Genomic DNA, 18,290 nt, shown 5'->3' with positions numbered 1-18,290 from the left:
TCTACTTTAAAAGCATGGTTTTTAAGATACGTTTTCCTATCTCAACACCTGGCTGATCGTAGGTGTTGATGCCTAGCATGATACCAGTGGCCGAGGTTAGTAGCTCGTAGTAAAAAATGAGCCAGCCAGCATGAAACTCATCAAGCCTCTCAAGCGTGATAGTATCGACACTTATGCCCTCTTGCACCAGCGCCATAGCCGTCGCGTCGCACTGCAAATTTATAAGTTCATTTAGGCTTAGACCCGCCACAAAATCACACTCTTCAAGCCCTTTTAGGCTTAAATTTGGGATAGTCTTGTCGCTCGCGTGATCTTTTATCTTTATAAATGTCACACTCTTATCTTTTACGCCGTCCATGATAAGCTGCAAAAAGCTGTGTTGATCACGACTGCCGACAAGTCCAACTGGCGTAAGGCCGACCCTTTTATAGCCTCTTTTTTTACCAAGGCTCTCCGCCCAAAGCTGCACGTACCAGTCGTTAAATTCAAAAAATCTATCGCAATAGCTAAAAATGACGTTTATGCTGGCATTTCTGCTAGTGGCGTAGTGGTAGGCTTTAGCGACTATTGAGCTATCTTTTTGCTCGATGTATTGCTTCTTGCAAGCAAGCGCGCCCTCCAAAAGTGCCTTTATATCGTAGCCACAAATTCCAAGAGGCACAAGACCGATAGCACTTAGCACGCTAAATCTCCCGCCAACATTTTTTGGGATATTGAAAAATTTGATCCCATTTTCTTTGGCAAAATTTTCTAAATTTGTGCCTGGATCAGTTATGATGAGGAAATTTTTGCCTAAATTTTGAGGCTTAAAGTCATCAAGCAAGCACTTAAAAATGGTGATCGTCTCGATCGTGTTGCCTGATTTTGAGCTTATTATAAAAAGTGTCTCGTCAAAATTTAGCCCATTAAGCGTGCTTTTGTAGCTGCAAGGATCGACGTTGTCTAAAAATAAAAGCTCTCTTTTTATCCCCTTTGTGCCATCAAGCATTGATTTTAGCGCCTTTACGCCAAGACTGCTGCCGCCAATGCCAACTAGCACGACGTTTTTGATGTTAGCTAGCCCCTTTTTATACTCCTCGATCTCACCAAGCAAATTTTGCCCAAGAGCTGGTAGGTGGTAGTAGCCTATCTCGCCACTTTCGTACTCGTCGTTTATGCGTTTGGCATAAGAGTCGATGACCTCGCTACTTGCAAAGTTAAATTTAAATGAAGTCTCTATCATTTACTGCGCTCGTAAAAGAAATTTGTAGCCTCGACAAAGCCGTCGATACTGCCGCAGTCAAATCTCTTGCCCTTAAATTTATAAGCTAGCACCATGCCATCTTTTGCCTGCGTTTTTAGCGCGTCAGTGATCTGAATTTCGCCGTTTTTGCCTGGTTTTGTTCGCTCTAAGATGTTAAAAATATCTGGCGTTAGGATGTAGCGGCCAATTATCGCTAAATTTGTCGGAGCCTCGGCAGGATCAGGCTTTTCAACCATATCATCAACCATTATGAGATCATCTTCTATAAACCTACCGCTTACGACGCCATAAGACTTGGTCTGCTCTTTTGGCACCTCCATCACTGCAACAACGCTGCAGCGATACTTTTCATAAATTTTAACCATTTGCGAAAGCACGCCCTCTCCATTTTCATTTATGCATAGATCATCTGCCAAAATGACCCCAAAAGCTTCATCTCGAACTAGTGTTTTGCCTGTATAAATGGCGTGTCCAAGCCCTTTCATGGCATTTTGCCTAGTAAATGAAAATGTGCATGAGCTCATTAAATTTCTAACTTCGCTAAGCAGTGACTCTTTTTGGCTGCCTGCGATCTCTTTTTCTAGCTCGTAGCTGATATCAAAATAGTCCTCAAGCGCCCTTTTTCCGCGTCCTGTGACAAAGGCCATATTATCCATGCCAGCCTCAAGCGCCTCATCAACGCCGTAGTGAATGAGCGGTTTTGTAAGGATCGGCAACATCTCTTTTGGGAGCGATTTTGTAGCTGGTAAAAACCTCGTTCCATATCCAGCCGCTGGAAATAGGCAAGTTTGTATCATTTTAGTCCTTCGTAAAAAATTGCAAAATTCTACTATCTTTTCCTTAATAATATAAATTTGTTTGAATTTACAAGGCTTTAATTAGCAAATTGATAAGATTTTTAAAATTTTTAAAAAAGAGCAAATTTGCAGACGATTGATAGGATTTTCAAAGCCCAGCTTGATATAAAAAAGTCAAATTTCTTAGCATTTTTGTGCCCTATAAGCTCGTTTAAAAGCTTGCACGAACACCTAAAAGAGGAGCATTTTAAGGCCGTTCACGTAGTTTGGGCGACAAGAGAGCTAAACAAATATGGACAAATCGTTGAAAATCAAAGCGATGATGGCGAGCCAAAGGGCACTAGCGGCCAGCCAAGCCTAAACGCGCTAAGAGGGGCGGGGCTTATAAACGTTGGGGTCTTGATAGTTCGCTACTTTGGCGGGATAAAGCTTGGCACTGGAGGGCTTGTTAGAGCCTACTCAGGGGCTGTGAATGAAGCGATAAACGAGGCTATAAAAGATGGTGGCGTGATGAAATTTGAGTTAAAAGATGAGGTTAAATTTTTTACGCCATTTTCGCTGATGAGCCGCTTTGAGCACTACTTCGCCACTAAAAATTTAAGCGAGTTTGAAAGGGAATTTAATGATGTTGGAGCGATCTGGAGCGTAAATTTAAACGAAGCCGAGTTTGCCGAGCTATTTAAATTTTGCAAAGAATTTGAAGCAAGCGAGTTTAAATTTATAGCCTTGCCACTTGGTAGCAAAGCGCTGTTTATTTATTAATTGTAAAATCACATAAATTTAAAAAGAAAGTAAAAAATGGAAATTTGGAACGACATTTATAACCACTTTAACCCAGTCGCTTTTAGCCTCTTTGGCTTTAGCGTGCACTGGTATGGGCTTATGTATATTTTAGCCCTTGTTTTGGCGCTTGCCATGGCAAAGTATCTCGTTAAAAAAGATGATATCCCTATCTCAAATCAACTTTTGGATAATTACTTTTTTTGGGTAGAGATAGGCGTCATTTTAGGCGCTAGACTTGGCTGGGTTTTAGTTTATTCTGGCGAAGCGGGATATTATCTAACGCAGCCTTGGCAAATTTTTAATCCAATCCACAACGGCGAGTTTATAGGAATTCGCGGCATGAGCTATCACGGCGCTGTGGTTGGCTTTTTGCTAGCGACAGTTTTATTTTGCAAAAGATATAAGCAAAACGCATGGCAGCTACTTGATCTTTGCGCCATTTGCATACCTTTTGGCTACACCTTTGGCAGGATAGGAAATTTCTTAAATCAAGAGCTTTTTGGCAGGGTTACAGACGTGCCTTGGGCGATAAATGTCTTTGGTCAGCCAAGACATCCAAGCCAGCTTTACGAGGCATTCTTAGAAGGCTTAGTTATTTTTGTCATTTTATTTTTATATAGAAAATATAAGAAATTTAATGGAGAGCTCATAGCACTTTACGCCATTTTATACACATTTGCAAGATTTATTTGTGAATTTTACAGAGAGCCTGATTCTGGACTTGGATTTATTATTTTTGGTCTATCAATGGGGCAAATTTTATCACTTATTATGTGCGTGTTTGGAATTTTTGTCTATATTAAACTCTATAAGAGATTTACGAAAATTTAATGTCAATATTTAAAATTTATTAAAGTAAAGTTCTGATAACATTAGCTTTATCAATTAATGCTAATGTTTAAATTAGTATTAAGAAATGATAACTTATTTCAAATTTCTTAGGAGGGCTCATGACCGGGCTTATAGAAGGTTTTTTGGGGAAACGGTCGGACGGCAAAAAAAGCCGCACTCCAGCCGCTTGGGATAGATGGCAAAGTATTACAGGATTTATTCTAGCCTGTTTCATATTGTGCCATATGGTTTTTACTTCTACTATACTACTTGGCAAAGACGCATTTAACGCTGTCGTAGGATTTGCAGAGGCTAAATTTTTATTTGGCGAGGCTACTTGGTGGATCACAAATGTTATAGCTGCTGTTATCTTTGTAGTTTTTGTAACTCACGCCTTCTTGGCAATGAGAAAATTTCCTGCGAATTACAGACAATACTTAATGTTTAGAGGCCACAAAGACCGCATGAAGCACCTTGATACCACACTTTGGTGGTTCCAGTTTTTAACAGGCTTTGCTCTATTTTTTGCAGCAAGCGCCCACCTCATCGACATCATCTTTGGCGGACACATCACTGCTGATAAATCAGCCGCTGCTTTTCACAAACTAGAAATTTTCTACTTCGCACTACTTGTTTTCATGGTCGTTCACGCTAGCGTTGGCATGTACCGCTTATATGTCAAATGGGTAAGCATTGATGGCGTAAATAAACACGAAATGTTTGCTAAAAGAAATAAGGCAAAGACAGTTGTATTTGTCATTTATGGCATACTTGCTGTGATCGCGCTAATCGCCGATTTCGTGTGGATCAGCCATTAAAAAGGAGCTAGAAGATGAATGTAAAATATTATGACGCATTGGTAATTGGTGGCGGTCTAGCTGGTCTTAGAGCTGCTGTGGCTGCTGGAGAAAAGGGCTTAAGTACCGTAGTTTTGAGCCTCATCCCTGTAAAACGCTCTCACTCTGCTGCTGCGCAAGGCGGCATGCAAGCAAGCCTTGGTAACTCTAAAATGAGTGAAGGCGATAACGAAGATGTCCACTTTGCTGACACAGTAAAAGGTAGCGACTGGGGTTGCGATCAACAAGTTGCACGTATGTTTTGTCAAACTGCTCCAAAAGCTATCCGTGAGCTTGCAGCTTGGGGCGTGCCTTGGACTAGGATCACAAAAGGCGAAAGAAGCGCTATCATCAACGCTCAAAAGACAACTATCGTTGAAAAAGAAGAGGTTCATGGCCTTATCCACTCACGTGACTTTGGTGGTACAAAAAAGTGGAGAACTTGCTACACAGCTGACGCAACTGGTCACACCATGCTTTTTGCTGTTGCAAACGAAGCGCTTAAGCACAATGTAGAAATTCACGACCGCAAAGAGGCGATCGCTTTGATACACCAAAATAACCGCTGTTACGGCGCGATCGTTCGTGACCTAGTAAATGGCGAGATCACAGCTTATGTTTCAAAAGGCACACTTATAGCGACTGGCGGTTATGGTAGAGTTTATAAACACACTACAAACGCTGTTGTTTGCGAAGGTATCGGCGCTGCGATCGCACTTGAGACTGGCGTAGCTCAGCTTGGTAACATGGAAGCTGTTCAGTTTCACCCAACTCCGATCGTCCCATCTGGCATTCTTTTAACAGAAGGTTGCCGTGGTGATGGCGGAATTTTACGTGACGTTGATGGATACCGCTTTATGCCTGATTATGAACCAGAGAAAAAAGAGCTAGCTAGCCGTGACGTCGTTAGCCGCCGTATCATGGAGCACATCCGTGCAGGCAAAGGTGTGCCTAGCCCTTATGGCTATCACGTTTGGCTTGATATCTCTATCCTTGGACGTGAGCACATCGAGAAAAATTTACGTGACGTTCAAGAAATTTGCGAAATTTTTAACGGCATCGATCCTGCTGACACTGAAGTATATACCGACGAGACAGGACATCAGCGTGGCAAAGGCTGGGCACCGATCCTACCTATGCAGCACTACTCAATGGGCGGCATCAAGACAAAACCAACTGGCGAGAGCCCAACACTAGCTGGTCTATTTAGTGCTGGCGAGGCTGCTTGCTGGGATATGCATGGCTTTAACCGCCTTGGTGGTAACTCAGTTTCTGAGACAGTTGTCGCTGGTATGATCGTTGGTGATTATTTTGCAGATTATTGCGCTAGCCACGAGATCGAGATAAATACAGCTGATATCGAGAGATTTGTTAAAAAACAAGAAGATTATCTACTAAGTCTTGTCAATAAAGAGGGTAAATTTAACGTCTTTGATATCAAAAACAAGATGAAAGAGGTAATGTGGGAGCACGTTGCGATATTTAGAACAGGTAAAGGTCTAGAGCTTGCTGTTAAAGAGCTTGAAGCACTATATAAAGAGTCACTTGATGTAAAAGTAAGCAACAAAGCACTATTTGGCAACCCAGAGCTTGAAGAGGCTTACCGTGTGCCAAAGATGCTAAAACTAGCGCTTTGTATCGCAAAAGGTGCGCTTGATAGAACAGAGAGCCGTGGTGCTCACTGCCGTGAAGACTATCCAAAGAGAGATGACCTTAACTGGCTAAACAGAACGCTTACAAGCTGGAAAGAAGGCGACACTATGCCAACTATCACTTATGAGCCACTTGATATCATGAAGATGGAGATGCCGCCAGCATTTAGAGGTTATGGTGCAAAAGGAAATATCATCGAGCATCCAAACAGCGCTATCCGCCAAAAAGAGGTCGATGAAATTCGCGAGAAAATGCAAGCAGAAGGCAAGAGCAGACAAGAAATTCAAGAGGCTTTGATGCACTATGACCTTCAACCAAAATATAAAGCACCAAATGAAAGAGCAGGTATAGGAAATGAGTAGAAAAATAACCATAAAAGCTTTTAAATACAATCCTTTAAGCAAAGTTTCAAAGCCTCATTTTGCGACTTATGAGCTTGAAGAGACTGATGGTATGACGCTATTTATCGCGTTAAATCAAATTCGTGAGAAATTTGATCCAGATCTTAGCTTTGACTTTGTTTGTCGTGCGGGAATTTGCGGAAGTTGTGGCATGCTAGTAAATGGCAAACCAAGCCTAGCTTGCAGAACTCTAACAAAAGATTTTGAAAGCGGTGTCATCGAGCTTATGCCTTTGCCAGTCTTTAAACTACTAAAAGATCTAAGCGTAGATACTGGCAACTGGATGAACGCTATGAGTAAGCGTGTCGAGAGCTGGATACACACAGATCATGAGACAGATATCTCTAAGCTTGAAGAGAAAGTTGAGCCAGAAGTCGCCCAAGAAGTTTTCGAGCTTGATCGCTGTATAGAGTGCGGAATTTGCGTCGCATCTTGCGGAACAGCTATCATGAGACCTGATTTCATCGGCGCTGTTGGTCTAAACAGGGTTGCTAGATTTAAGATAGACGCGCTTGATAAGAGAACTGACGAGGACTTTTACGAGCTAATCGGCGATGATGATGGCGTATTTGGTTGTATGACTTTGCTTGGCTGCGAAGATAACTGCCCAAAACATCTACCACTTCAAAGCCGCATAGCTTATATGCGCAGGAAAATGGCTGCTATAAAGTAGCAAAGGGGCTGTAAAAAGCCCCAAATTTATTTAAAAACTCTACAAACTGACGCCAAGATACAGATACAAATATCTAGCGCTGCAAATAAGAAAAATACAAATATTAAAAGCGGAAACGACAAGACTAAGCCCATTATATAGCCAAGCGGCAAGGTAATAAAAAATAAAAGATCAAAACCAACACTAAAACAAAAAAATAGCGCAAATAATGAAGCGATTACGTTCATAAATAAATTGATATTATCAGAGAAAAACTCTGTTAAGCTTATATATTTCATGCGGTGATTATAGCTTTTAAGATTACAAAAATTGATGAAAATTTATCTATTATTTTAGAAAAAAAATGGACTATGGAACTAGATGTCTTACAAATAAAGGATTAGATGGCGACAGACTAGCCGAGCTAATGATAAAGTATAAAGTAGGCGTTCAAACAAGCCAAATTTATGAAATTTGCAAGATCGACACCGACTTTTTTGAGGAAAATAATTTCTAGATACGAAAATAAGCAATCTTTTTGCTTTTATCACATAAATTTTTTGCGCTGCCACCCAAATAAACCTAAAATTTACCAACTCAAAACACATTTTAAACCAAATTTCACTCTTATAAACGCCGTCTAAATTTTAAGTGTTATAATTACGGCAAAATAACGATTTTAAGGAGAGTGTATGTCTTCACGCATTATCACTGGCGTTTTGATGTTTGTTGCTATTTTGGTAGTTTTTTTTATAGATAATTATATTTTAAATTTTATTTTGCTTGGCGCTGTGCTTTACTTTGCCTTTAATGAGTCGCTCAAGCTTTATGGCATCGATCACAAACAGCTAGTTTATGCAGCACTCGCATTTTACGTGCTTACATATTTTACAAATCCGATCTTCATCGCGATCCTTGCGATCATGCTGGTAGCATCTATCCTTGCACACATAAAAAGCGAAAATTTAAAGCTAGTCGCCCCTTTTGTCTATCCGACAACTCCTATCTTTATGATGTGGATGCTCTACTCAGAGTATGGCATGGGCTATCTTGCGTGGCTTATCTTAAGCGTCGTGGCAAGCGATAGTGGGGCATTTTTTGTCGGCAAAGCCTTTGGCAAGCACCCATTTAGCCCAAGCTCACCAAACAAGACCATCGAAGGCGCAGCAGGCGGCGTCTTGCTAGGCACGGTAGTTGGCTGCGTCGTTGGAAATTTCGTAACAGAAGGCTTTTTCCAAATTCTATTTTCAAGCTTTTTAGTCTGCGTTTTTGCAGTCTGGGGAGATCTCTTTGAAAGCTACCTAAAAAGACTTTGTGGCGTCAAAGACAGCGGCGCGCTTTTCCCGGGACACGGCGGTATGCTTGATAGGATAGATGGCTATTTATTTGGCGTTGTTGCGCTACTTTGGTCGCTATCGTGGTAATACTTGGCTCAACTGGCTCGATCGGCAAAAATACTCTAGCGCTTTGCGTGAAATTTAATGTAGAGGTTGAGGCGCTAAGCTGCGCTAAAAACGTAGCTTTGTTAAACGAGCAAATTTTAAAATTTAAGCCAAAATTTGTCTGTGTGGGCGACGAAAAGCTAGCTAAAAATGTAAAAAACATTGAGGCTAAAAACATCTTTTTTGGTGAGGCTGGACTGCTAGAAATGCTTGAAATTTCAAGCTCAAAAAAGGTGATAAACGCCCTTGTTGGCTTTGCTGGGCTTGCTCCTAGTCTAAAGACGCAAGCACTTGGTAAAAGGCTGGCACTTGCAAACAAAGAGAGCCTTGTCGTTGGCGGTAAATTTTTAAAAACAAGAGAAATTTTGCCCATTGATAGTGAGCATTTTGGGCTTAAATTTCTACTAGAAAATAAAACTACCCCAAGCAAGCTCATCATCACAGCAAGTGGCGGGGCATTTTATAAAAAACCGATCAAATTTCTAAAAGGTGCCACGCCAAGCGACGCTTTGAAACATCCAAACTGGGACATGGGCGCAAAGATAACGATTGACAGTGCGACGATGACAAACAAGCTTTTTGAGGTGATGGAGGCCTACTGGCTTTACGGCATCAAAGATATCGAGGCCGTGATAGAGCCAACCTCAGCCATCCATGCCGTAGTCGAGTTTGTCGACGGCTCAAGCACGATGCATCTCTCACGCACAGATATGAAGCTAGCTATCGCGCATGCTATCTTTGAAAAAGTTGAGCAAAATATCGTCTCGCACGCAAATTTACTTGATCTAAAAAATATCAAATTTCACAAGATCAGCCTTAAAAAATATCCAGTCTTTTCGCTAAAAGATGAAGTCTTAGCTAGTCCTGATCTAGGTGTTGTAATAAACGCTGCAAACGAGATTGGAGTATTTAGCTTTTTAGAGAAAAAGTGCTCATTTTTGGATATCTCAAGGCTTATTTTAGGCTCAGCAAAAAAATTTAAGAGTCTTAAAATTTCAAGCGTAGATGAAATTTATGAAGTTGATAAAGAGGTTAGAGAATACGCAAAAAGGATGCTAAATGCAAAGGTATGAGGGGTATAAATTTGATATTAAGCAAAGCTTGATCGGTGTGCAGTTTTTATTTGTCGCCTTTGGTGCGCTCGTGCTCGTGCCTATCCTTACGGGTCTTGATGCAAATGTCGCGCTCTTTACAGCTGGCCTTGGCACGTTGCTTTTTCAGCTAATAACTAGAAAAAACGTCCCACCTATCTTTCTAGCAAGCTCGTTTGCCTTCATCGCTCCACTTCAGTACGGCATCGAAAAATGGGGCATACCAGTGACCATGGGCGGCGTTATATTTGCTGGATTTTTCTACGTCGCGCTAAGTCTTGTGGTTCGCTTTGGCGGTGAGAAAATTTTGCATAAAATTTTGCCTCCAGTTGTCGTTGGCCCTGTCATCATGACCATAGGTCTGATACTAGCTCCTAATGCCGTTAAGATGGCTACTTCAGCTACCCAGACCTACACTCAAAACGTAGCGATGATAGTTGCAGCCACCTCGCTTATCGCTACTATCGTTGTCATGATGCTAGGACGCGGGATGTTTAGGCTCATACCGATCTTGCTTGGCATCATCGCTGGCTACATCGTGGCTTACTGCTTTGGCATGGTTGATTTTAGCGCCATCGCAAGCGCTCCTTGGTTTAGAGTGCCAAGCTTTAGCGCACCAAAATTTGAACTCGAAGCGATCATCTATATGATACCTATCGCCATCGCCCCAGCGATCGAGCACATCGGCGATATGCTCGCCATTTCAAACGTCACAAAAGAGGACTTTTTGAAAAATCCAGGGCTTAAAAATACCCTTTTAGGCGACGGACTAGCCACCTCACTAGCTGCTGCCTTTGGTGGTCCGCCAAACACTACCTACTCAGAGGTCACAGGCGCAGTTAGCCTTACAAAAGCGTATAATCCAGCGATCATGACCTTTGCAGCGATCACTGCTATCGTGCTAGCCTTCGTTGGCAAGCTTGGCGCGGTGCTCTCGACCATCCCAGCTCCAGTCATCGGCGGCATCATGCTGCTACTTTTTGGCATCATCGCAAGCGTTGGCATGGAGACACTTATAAAAAACAGAGTCGATCTTGCCGATCCTAGAAATATGATAATCGTAGCCCTCATCTTCATCTTTGCCATCGGCGGCATGGTGCTTGACCTTGGTGCGGTTAAATTTTCAGGTATCGGACTTGGCGCGGTTACTGGTATAGTTTTAAATTTGCTTTTGCCAAAGACAAAGCATTACGAAGGATATTAATGCGTAAATTTAGACTTTTTCTAGCAGCTCTAGCGGCTGCAAGCCTTGCAAATGCAGGCGCACTAGACTATGCACTTATCAAAAAAGGTGAGCCAAGTAGCAATACTATGCTCTTAATCGGTGGCATACAAGGCGACGAGCCAGGCGGCTTTTTGGCGGCCTCTATCGTGGCGACTGACTATAACATCACAAAAGGCTCACTTTGGGTCGTGCCAAATTTGAATTTCCCAAGTATCATCGAGCGAAGTCGCGGCACAAAGGGCGATATGAATAGAAAATTTGCCCACGTCGAAAAGGACGATCCAGACTATAATTCAGTGATGAAGATAAAAGACGTCATCACCGACAAAAACGTCACTCTCATATTAAATTTACACGATGGTAGCGGATATTATAGAGATAAATTTATAAGCAAGGACGAAAATCCAGACAAATGGGGCAACACCTGCATCATCGACCAAAGCACACTGCCAGGCTCAAAGTATCCAGAGCTTGAAAGCATCGCATCAAGTGTAAAAGACGTGCTAAATAAGCACCTTATAGATCCAAAACATCAGTATCACGTAAAAAATACGCACACAGCGATGGGCGACAAAGAGATGCTAAAAAGCCTCACCTACTACGCGATCACGCAAAACAAGTCCGCCTTTGCAAACGAAGCTAGCAAAAATTTAAACGCCGAGCAAAGGACATATTATCACCTTATAGCGATCGAGGAGTATATGAAAAAGGCTGGCATTAGCTTTACTAGGCCATTTGAGCTCGATGTCAAAAGCGTGAAAAAGGCGATCGAAAAAGAGATCAGGCTTGAGCTATTTGACAGCTACGCTCTTAGTCTTAAAAATTTAAAACCAGTGATAAGCTTCGTGCCATTTAAAAAGGGCGAGCTAAGCTACCACTCGCCAAATCCGCTAATCGCCGTCATAAAAGATAACGACACCTACAAAGTGCAGTATGGCAACCGCTATGTCACAAGGCTAAAGCCGCAATACTTCGAGTTTGCAAAGCCACTTGATAAAATTTCTCTCTTGAGCGATGGCAATGAGCAGGAGCTAAAAAGTGGCGATAAATTTAGCGTTAAAAAGAGTTTTAAGATAAAAGCTATCAAAAACGTGCGCGTAAATGTCATAGGATACGGCACTAAAAGCGTTGATGAGAGCGAGCAAGAGATCGATAAAAACAGCCTAAACAAAAGCTATAGCATAGATAAAGATGGCAAAATTTACCGAGTTGAGTTTTACAAAAGCGAAAGTGGCAAAGAGAAATTTGCTGGCATGATACTAGCGGAGTTTAGATGATACTTGGCATAGAAAGTAGCTGCGATGACAGCTCTGTTGCACTTATAGATGAAGGCACGTTAGAGCAAATTTATTATAAAAAGATCTCGCAAGAAGAGGAGCACGCTATTTTTGGTGGTGTGGTCCCAGAGCTTGCAGCAAGGCTTCATACAAAGGCGCTGCCAGCGCTTTTAAATGATATCTTGCCAAATTTAAAAGATATAAACGCGATCGCTGTGACAAACGAGCCAGGGCTAAGCGTGAGCCTAATAGGTGGTGTGAGTATGGCAAAAGCGCTAAGCATCGCCCTAAATATACCGCTAATTGCTGTAAATCACCTAGTTGGCCACATCTACTCGCTATTTTTAGACCACGAAGCAACCTTCCCACTTGGAGTTTTGCTAGTAAGTGGCGGACATACGATGATTCTTGAGATTGACGAAAATGGTGAGATTTTAGAGCTTGCAAGCACTGGCGATGATAGCTTTGGCGAGAGCTTTGACAAGGTGGCAAAGATGCTTGATCTTGGCTATCCAGGGGGTGCTGTTGTGCAGCAAAACGCACTTTTATGCGAGGATAAAGATAGGTTTAAATTTACCGTCCCGCTTCTTCACGACAAACGCCTTGAGTACAGCTTTTCAGGGCTTAAAAACCAAGTCAGAGTTGAAATTTCAAAGCTTGAAACCATCACACTAAAAGATATCTCAGATATTTGCTACGCCTTTGAAAATACCGCCTGCGAACACATTTTAAATAAGCTTGAAAAGGTTTTTAAGCTAAGAAACTTTAAGCGTTTTGGCGTGGTTGGCGGAGCAAGTGCAAATTTAAATTTACGCAAAAGGCTTAAAGCGCTTTGTCAAAAAAATGGGTGCGAGCTTTTGCTAGCCCCACTTTCTTTTTGCTCTGATAATGCGCTGATGATAGCAAGAGCTGGTCGCGAAAAATACCTAAAAAAAGAGTTTATCTCACATGATAAGCTAACTATAAATCCAAGGGTTAGCTTTAAGAAGTTTGAAATTTAAAATTAGAGTAAATTTGATGGTGGCTAAAGCTAGCCACCTTGCTTAAATTTAAAGCCTTGTTTTCATCTTTTCAAATTCATCTTTTATCACTTGCTCGTGTGGCTCGCTAGTCATTTTATTTATCGCGTCGCCCCAGATACTGACCATGATGATGGCTAGGCTTGAGGTTAAAATGCCAGGTAAAATTTCATAAACATAGGCATTTAGCCCTGATGTTATCCAAAATATCACGGTCGCACCGCCAGCTATCATACCAGCAAGCGCTCCAAGTGCGCTCATACGTTTCCAGTAAAGGCTAAAAAGAAGCACCGGACCAAAGCTCGCGCCAAATCCAGCCCAAGCGTTACCAACGACGTTTAGAACGTTATCTGTAGAGATAAAGGCAAGCACTGTGGCAATTATCGCCACGACCACGACTGCATAGCGGCTGATCGCTGTTTGCGTGCTTTGACTCACCTCTTTTTTATAAAAGGCAAAGATGAAGTCCTTTGTGACCGAGCTTGAAGTGACTAAGAGCTGGCTTGAGATGGTACTCATGATCGCTGAAAGCACGGCTGAGATGATAATGCCTATAAAAAATGGTGGGAAAAGTAGCTCACCAAGCTTTAAAAACACGGTCTCAGGGTCGCTTAGTCCGCCTCTTTGGCTAAAGTAGACAAAGCCGATAAGTCCGCTCATGATAGCACCTAGTAGGCCGATCGTCATCCAGCCAATGCCGATCCTTCTTGCCTTTGCAAGCTCTTTTGAGTCGCGTATCGCCATAAATCTAACGATGATATGTGGCTGTCCAAAGTAGCCAAAGCCCCAAGCCAGAAGGCCCAAAATGCCCCAGAAAGTCTGGTCTCTAAATGGATTTAGGTGATTTGCATCAAGTCTGCTTATCTCTTTTATCAAATTTGTATCGCTTGGCAAGTCTAAATTTAGATATGCCACGACTGGGATTGAAACTAGGACGCAAAACATCAAAAGCCCCTGAAATGCGTCAGTTATGCTAACAGCCTTAAACCCGCCAAAAAATGTGTAAAAGACTACGATTATGAGCGTAAAGACCGCTCCGTATGCAAATTTTAAGCCAAAAAAGCTCTCGAAAGTCTTGCCGCCAGCGATGATGCCGCTACTTACGTAAAGTGTGAAAAATATCAAGATGATAAGACCTGAGATAATCCTTAAAATTTTCGTCCTATCTTTAAAGCGGTTTTCTAAAAAATCAGGTATCGTGATGCTATCGCTCGCAACCTCAGTATAGACCCTAAGCCTTTTTGCTAGAAATAAGTAGTTGCAGTAAGCTCCCACGATAAGGCCAGCTATCATCCAGACATTTGCAACGCCAGTTGCGTATAAGGCCCCGGGCACGCCAAGTAGCATCCAACCACTCATATCAGAAGCGCCAGCGCTAAGTGCGGTGACGACTGGACCCATTTGGCGGTTATCCAGTAGATACTCGTTCATACTTGCATTTTTATCGTAGAAATATCGTCCGATGAAGAGCAAGAAACCAAAATAGATGGCGATGGCTAAATAAGACCCAAAGCTCATAAATTTCCTTTCAAATAAAATAAAACGCTTATGTTATTACAAATTTATTTAAATTTCAATGCTAAGACAATCCTTAAATTCATTTAAGCAAAATGATATATTTTTTTTCGTATCATTTAAGGCTACATTTTAAAGAAAGGATGAAGTTGAACGCTCAAAATTTAGCCAAATTTCTATTTTTTATAATAATTGTCTCACTTGGAACATACTTTTTCTATCCAAGAGATCTTAGTGAGGCGCAAGAGATCGCATATATCAAAAGTTATGGAGTAACACTTGGCCTTACGATAGGTGGCATCGTCATAGGTATAACGCTTGGATTTGTTTTAGCTTTTATTAAATTTTTAGATATCAAGGTTTTAAATTTCGTCATAGACGAGTATATCGACATCTTGCGTGGAACGCCTGTAATACTTCAACTTCTAATATTTTCAGTGGTGATTTTCGCCACTTGGAGCGATAACTTCTACGTCGCTGTGATCGCACTTGGACTAAATAGCTCAGCATACGTCGCTGAGATCGTAAGAAGCGGCATAAATAGCGTTGATAAAGGGCAAATGGAGGCAGCTAGGGCGATGGGGCTAAACTACTACGTTTCGATGCGTGAGATAGTCTTCCCACAAGCTACTAAAAATATCTTGCCAGCACTTGCAAACGAGTTTATATCGCTTTTTAAAGAGACTTCAGTCGTTGGCTACATAAGTGTCGTTGATATTACGATGCAAAGCAAGAGCCTTCAAGCGGTCTTTTACAGCCCAGAGCCAGTCATTTTTACGGGCATTGTATATTATGTGAGCGTTAAATTTTTCACCCTTTTGGTGAAACTACTTGAGAGGAGACTAAATCGCCATGATTGAGATTAAAAATTTAAACAAAAGCTATGGCGATTTACGTGTTTTAAATGACATTAGCGTAAATATCAAAAAAGGCGAAGTCATAGCGATAATTGGTCCAAGTGGCGGCGGCAAAAGTACATTTTTGCGTTGCATAAACCGCCTTGAAGAGCCAGATAGCGGGCATATCAAGATAAATGGCGAAGATATCTTGGATAAAAAATCAGACATAAATAAAATTCGTCAAAAAGTAAGTATGGTCTTTCAGCACTTTAACCTTTTTGCAAACAAAAATGTCTTGCAAAATTTGACTCTAGCTCCGATAAAAGCTGGTATCTTAGACAAAGAGAGTGCTGAGAGGAGGGCGGAGGAGCTGCTAAAGAGCGTTGGGCTAAGCGATAAGAAATTTGCCTATCCGCACAAGCTCTCAGGCGGTCAAAAGCAGCGTATTGCGATCGCTAGAAGCCTAGCTATGGAGCCTGAGGTGATACTGTTTGACGAGCCGACAAGCGCGCTGGACCCTGAGATGATCGGCGAGGTGCTTGATATCATGAAAGATGTCGCAGCAAGGGGTATAACGATGCTTGTGGTGACCCATGAGATGGGCTTTGCAAGAAACGTTGCAAATAGAATTTTCTTTATGGACAAAGGCAAGATAGCCGTTGATGACACGCCAAAAAATGTCTTTACAAATCCTCAGCATGAGCGTCTACAAGAGTTTTTAGGCAAAATTTTAAACCACTAATAAAGGATAAAAATGAAAAATTTTTTAAAATTTTTAACATTAGGGTTAGTAGTATTTTTTATAGGTTGTGGCGATGATAGCAGTAAAAAAAGTGCGGCAAATGCGCCAGAAGCTAGCAAAGAGGTAGTTTATAAGGTCGGATCAAGCGCTGATTATCCTCCGTTTGAGTACCTTGATGAGAAAAATCAGATCGTTGGCTTTGAGATCGATCTTCTAAATGAGATCACTAAAAAAACTGGGATCAAATTTGACGTTGCAAATATGAATTTTGACGGCCTCATCTCAGCACTAAAAACTGGCAAGATAGATATCGCGATAAGCGGTATGAGCGCTACTGATGAGAGAAGAAAGTCGGTTGATTTTACTAAACCATATTATTTTTCAGAGAATTTATTTATCCGCAAAAAAGGCTCAGATGTAAATAAAGAGAACCTTAAAGATAAGAAAATTTCAGCTCAAGTTGGCACACTTCAAGAAGAGGCAGCTAAAAATATCACAACTCAGTCAATCCCAGCTGAAAATGTAGCCTCTGCCATAATGTCACTAAATGCCGGTAAGATCGATGTTGTACTAACAGATAGCCCAATAGGTGTTGAGTTTTTGAAACAAAATCCAGACTTAGAGGAGTTTTTAAGACTTCCTGACGGCACAGAGGGCTTTGCGATGGCATTTGATAAGGGCAAACATACTGATCTTATCAAAAAGATAGATGCTGCGATCGAAGAGCTACAAAAATCTGGCGAATTTGACAAAATGCTAGCTAAATACGACCTTAAAAAATAAATCCTAATATAAATTTGCAAGAGGCAAGATGCTTCTTGCAAAAAATCTCACAAATTTCTAATTTATAAAATTAAATGTTATTTAAATATATTGTAATAAAATTGTCAATTTGATTTAAGGAGAATATAATGAAGTCACTCAGGATGAGAACGGCACTTGTGCTAAGTGTCATGATCTTGGTTTGTGTCAGTGTAGTCGGCCTTATTACCTATAATATGGCTAAAAATTTATATACCGACAGGGTCGAAAGTAAAGAATTTCCACTTGCTATCAATGAAGTTGGCTATAAAATAGAATCTTACATCGATAAGATAATCGACGCTTCTTATCAAATAACTCAAAATAGCTTTTTAATAGACTGGGTTAAAAACGGCGAGGATGAGCACGGCAGAAAGGTCTTGTTTGACTATTTTCAAACTCTTGCTAAAAATTTAAAGCTAGATACGATAATGTTTGGCTCAGATAGAACCCTAAACTACTACGTCGAAGACAAAATTTTAAAGGTCATTAACCCAGAAAATGACAAGTGGTACTACGCCTTAAAAGATGGCAGCAGCCTAAGCTTAATCGACATCAACAAGGCTGAAGACGGCAGCGGCAAGATAATGATGTATATAAACTACAAAGTTCAAAAAGATGATAAATTTTATGGTATCGCAGCGACTGGCGTAAATTTAAGCGAGATAGTAAATTTTGTCCAGTCACAAAAGATAGGTCGTGGCGGTAAATTTCTACTAGTCGATGAAAAAGGAGACATCAAAATCGGCAAAGATGAAAGCGGCAATCTAAAAGATATAGTAGGCGAAGCAAATCTTAAAAAGCTAATCAACGAAAACGGCAGCTACATATCGCTAGATAAAGATGGAAGAAATTTATTGATCGGCTCGAAATATATCAAAAGTATGGGCTGGTATCTGATCGGCGAGCTTGACAAAGATGAGCTTTTAGAGGATCTAAACTCACTTGCTTATGCGTCTGTCGGAGTGCTTGTGGTGGTGCTTATTTTAGGACTATTGCTCTCACTTTACCTATCTTCTTACCTCCTAAAAATTATCCTCAAACTAAAAACAGGCCTACTATCTTTCTTTGATCTACTAAATCATAAGACAAACAAAGCCCAGCCTATAGAGATAACATCTAAAGATGAATTTGGTCAAATGG

General features: G+C 41.2%; 18 protein-coding genes. 15 read left to right on the top strand and 3 right to left on the bottom strand.

The window, feature by feature from the left end; all coding sequences use genetic code 11:
- Position 1: 1 nt before the first annotated feature.
- Both CVS86_RS07585 and galU read right to left on the bottom strand, forming a co-directional pair.
- The gene (locus tag CVS86_RS07585) at positions 2-1,222 is read right to left on the bottom strand and encodes a glucose-6-phosphate isomerase (protein WP_107791489.1); all 1,221 of its coding nucleotides are present in this window, start codon (positions 1,220-1,222) and stop codon (positions 2-4) included.
- Positions 1,219-2,040, bottom strand: coding sequence for a UTP--glucose-1-phosphate uridylyltransferase GalU (gene galU / locus CVS86_RS07580; RefSeq protein WP_103630602.1), 822 nt, complete (start codon positions 2,038-2,040; stop codon positions 1,219-1,221). Before galU ends, CVS86_RS07585 begins: the two co-directional genes overlap by 4 nt.
- A gap of 126 nt (positions 2,041-2,166) precedes the next feature.
- On the opposite strand from galU, the gene CVS86_RS07575 reads away from it, so the two are divergent.
- The 11 genes from CVS86_RS07575 (at position 2,167) to tsaD (ending at position 13,232) form a co-directional block, all read left to right on the top strand.
- Positions 2,167-2,802, top strand: a complete 636-nt coding sequence (locus tag CVS86_RS07575; protein WP_107791488.1) for an IMPACT family protein — start codon at positions 2,167-2,169, stop codon at positions 2,800-2,802.
- 36 nt (positions 2,803-2,838) lie between these two features.
- Positions 2,839-3,654, top strand: coding sequence for a prolipoprotein diacylglyceryl transferase (gene lgt, locus CVS86_RS07570; RefSeq protein WP_107791487.1), 816 nt, complete (start codon positions 2,839-2,841; stop codon positions 3,652-3,654).
- Between the two features lie 119 nt (positions 3,655-3,773).
- The gene (locus CVS86_RS07565) at positions 3,774-4,472 is read left to right on the top strand and encodes a fumarate reductase cytochrome b subunit (RefSeq protein WP_035160410.1); all 699 of its coding nucleotides are present in this window, start codon (positions 3,774-3,776) and stop codon (positions 4,470-4,472) included.
- 14 nt (positions 4,473-4,486) lie between these two features.
- Positions 4,487-6,505 carry a fumarate reductase flavoprotein subunit gene (locus CVS86_RS07560; RefSeq protein ID WP_107791486.1) on the top strand — a complete coding sequence of 673 codons (2,019 nt, stop codon included), beginning with the start codon at positions 4,487-4,489 and terminating at the stop codon, positions 6,503-6,505.
- On the top strand, positions 6,498-7,217 hold the full coding sequence (locus CVS86_RS07555) for a fumarate reductase iron-sulfur subunit (RefSeq protein WP_004317555.1): 720 nt from the start codon (positions 6,498-6,500) through the stop codon (positions 7,215-7,217). The genes CVS86_RS07560 and CVS86_RS07555 overlap by 8 nt, the downstream gene beginning before the upstream one ends.
- A gap of 343 nt (positions 7,218-7,560) precedes the next feature.
- The gene (locus tag CVS86_RS07545) at positions 7,561-7,713 is read left to right on the top strand and encodes a hypothetical protein (protein WP_234399253.1); all 153 of its coding nucleotides are present in this window, start codon (positions 7,561-7,563) and stop codon (positions 7,711-7,713) included.
- A gap of 175 nt (positions 7,714-7,888) precedes the next feature.
- Positions 7,889-8,620 (top strand): phosphatidate cytidylyltransferase, encoded by a 732-nt coding sequence (locus CVS86_RS07540; protein WP_107791484.1) that lies wholly within the window; start codon positions 7,889-7,891, stop codon positions 8,618-8,620.
- The gene (dxr, locus tag CVS86_RS07535) at positions 8,602-9,711 is read left to right on the top strand and encodes a 1-deoxy-D-xylulose-5-phosphate reductoisomerase (protein ID WP_107791483.1); all 1,110 of its coding nucleotides are present in this window, start codon (positions 8,602-8,604) and stop codon (positions 9,709-9,711) included. Before CVS86_RS07540 ends, dxr begins: the two co-directional genes overlap by 19 nt.
- Positions 9,698-10,933 (top strand): uracil-xanthine permease family protein, encoded by a 1,236-nt coding sequence (locus CVS86_RS07530; protein ID WP_107791482.1) that lies wholly within the window; start codon positions 9,698-9,700, stop codon positions 10,931-10,933. Before dxr ends, CVS86_RS07530 begins: the two co-directional genes overlap by 14 nt.
- Complete coding sequence (locus CVS86_RS07525; RefSeq protein ID WP_107791481.1) at positions 10,933-12,231, top strand: M99 family carboxypeptidase catalytic domain-containing protein; 1,299 nt, start codon at positions 10,933-10,935, stop codon at positions 12,229-12,231. Before CVS86_RS07530 ends, CVS86_RS07525 begins: the two co-directional genes overlap by 1 nt.
- Positions 12,228-13,232, top strand: a complete 1,005-nt coding sequence (gene tsaD / locus CVS86_RS07520) for a tRNA (adenosine(37)-N6)-threonylcarbamoyltransferase complex transferase subunit TsaD (protein WP_107791480.1) — start codon at positions 12,228-12,230, stop codon at positions 13,230-13,232. The genes CVS86_RS07525 and tsaD overlap by 4 nt, the downstream gene beginning before the upstream one ends.
- 48 nt (positions 13,233-13,280) lie before the next feature.
- Here tsaD and putP read toward each other — a convergent pair whose 3' ends face one another.
- A complete protein-coding gene (putP, locus tag CVS86_RS07515) occupies positions 13,281-14,768 on the bottom strand; it encodes a sodium/proline symporter PutP (RefSeq protein ID WP_021092063.1) in 1,488 nt (495 codons plus the stop codon).
- Between the two features lie 146 nt (positions 14,769-14,914).
- Here putP and CVS86_RS07510 point away from each other — a divergent pair, with 146 nt between their 5' ends.
- The 4 genes from CVS86_RS07510 to CVS86_RS07495 form a co-directional block, all read left to right on the top strand.
- On the top strand, positions 14,915-15,625 hold the full coding sequence (locus tag CVS86_RS07510; RefSeq protein ID WP_234399252.1) for an amino acid ABC transporter permease: 711 nt from the start codon (positions 14,915-14,917) through the stop codon (positions 15,623-15,625).
- Positions 15,618-16,346 (top strand): amino acid ABC transporter ATP-binding protein, encoded by a 729-nt coding sequence (locus CVS86_RS07505; RefSeq protein ID WP_107791478.1) that lies wholly within the window; start codon positions 15,618-15,620, stop codon positions 16,344-16,346. The genes CVS86_RS07510 and CVS86_RS07505 overlap by 8 nt, the downstream gene beginning before the upstream one ends.
- A 12-nt stretch (positions 16,347-16,358) precedes the next feature.
- Positions 16,359-17,129, top strand: coding sequence for a transporter substrate-binding domain-containing protein (locus CVS86_RS07500; protein ID WP_107791477.1), 771 nt, complete (start codon positions 16,359-16,361; stop codon positions 17,127-17,129).
- Positions 17,130-17,257: 128 nt separating this feature from the next.
- On the top strand, positions 17,258-18,290 hold a 1,033-nt coding region (locus CVS86_RS07495), incomplete at its 3' end, for a cache domain-containing protein (protein ID WP_159070817.1).

Origin of the sequence: Campylobacter concisus (assembly GCF_003048605.1) — a bacterium.
GTDB lineage: Bacteria > Campylobacterota > Campylobacteria > Campylobacterales > Campylobacteraceae > Campylobacter_A > Campylobacter_A concisus_BM.
This window is presented reverse-complemented; position numbering and strand designations above follow the sequence as displayed.

Excerpts from the sequence above, each read along its gene's own strand:
- CVS86_RS07585 (WP_107791489.1), bottom strand. The coding sequence starts at position 1,222 with ATGATAGAGACTTCATTTAAATTTAACTTTGCAAGTAGCGAGGTCATC.
- galU (WP_103630602.1), bottom strand. The coding sequence starts at position 2,040 with ATGATACAAACTTGCCTATTTCCAGCGGCTGGATATGGAACGAGGTTT.
- lgt (WP_107791487.1), top strand. The coding sequence starts at position 2,839 with ATGGAAATTTGGAACGACATTTATAACCACTTTAACCCAGTCGCTTTT.
- CVS86_RS07565 (WP_035160410.1), top strand. The coding sequence starts at position 3,774 with ATGACCGGGCTTATAGAAGGTTTTTTGGGGAAACGGTCGGACGGCAAA.
- CVS86_RS07560 (WP_107791486.1), top strand. The coding sequence starts at position 4,487 with ATGAATGTAAAATATTATGACGCATTGGTAATTGGTGGCGGTCTAGCT.
- CVS86_RS07555 (WP_004317555.1), top strand. The coding sequence starts at position 6,498 with ATGAGTAGAAAAATAACCATAAAAGCTTTTAAATACAATCCTTTAAGC.
- CVS86_RS07545 (WP_234399253.1), top strand. The coding sequence starts at position 7,561 with ATGGACTATGGAACTAGATGTCTTACAAATAAAGGATTAGATGGCGAC.
- CVS86_RS07540 (WP_107791484.1), top strand. The coding sequence starts at position 7,889 with ATGTCTTCACGCATTATCACTGGCGTTTTGATGTTTGTTGCTATTTTG.
- CVS86_RS07530 (WP_107791482.1), top strand. The coding sequence starts at position 9,698 with ATGCAAAGGTATGAGGGGTATAAATTTGATATTAAGCAAAGCTTGATC.
- CVS86_RS07525 (WP_107791481.1), top strand. The coding sequence starts at position 10,933 with ATGCGTAAATTTAGACTTTTTCTAGCAGCTCTAGCGGCTGCAAGCCTT.
- tsaD (WP_107791480.1), top strand. The coding sequence starts at position 12,228 with ATGATACTTGGCATAGAAAGTAGCTGCGATGACAGCTCTGTTGCACTT.
- putP (WP_021092063.1), bottom strand. The coding sequence starts at position 14,768 with ATGAGCTTTGGGTCTTATTTAGCCATCGCCATCTATTTTGGTTTCTTG.
- CVS86_RS07505 (WP_107791478.1), top strand. The coding sequence starts at position 15,618 with ATGATTGAGATTAAAAATTTAAACAAAAGCTATGGCGATTTACGTGTT.
- CVS86_RS07500 (WP_107791477.1), top strand. The coding sequence starts at position 16,359 with ATGAAAAATTTTTTAAAATTTTTAACATTAGGGTTAGTAGTATTTTTT.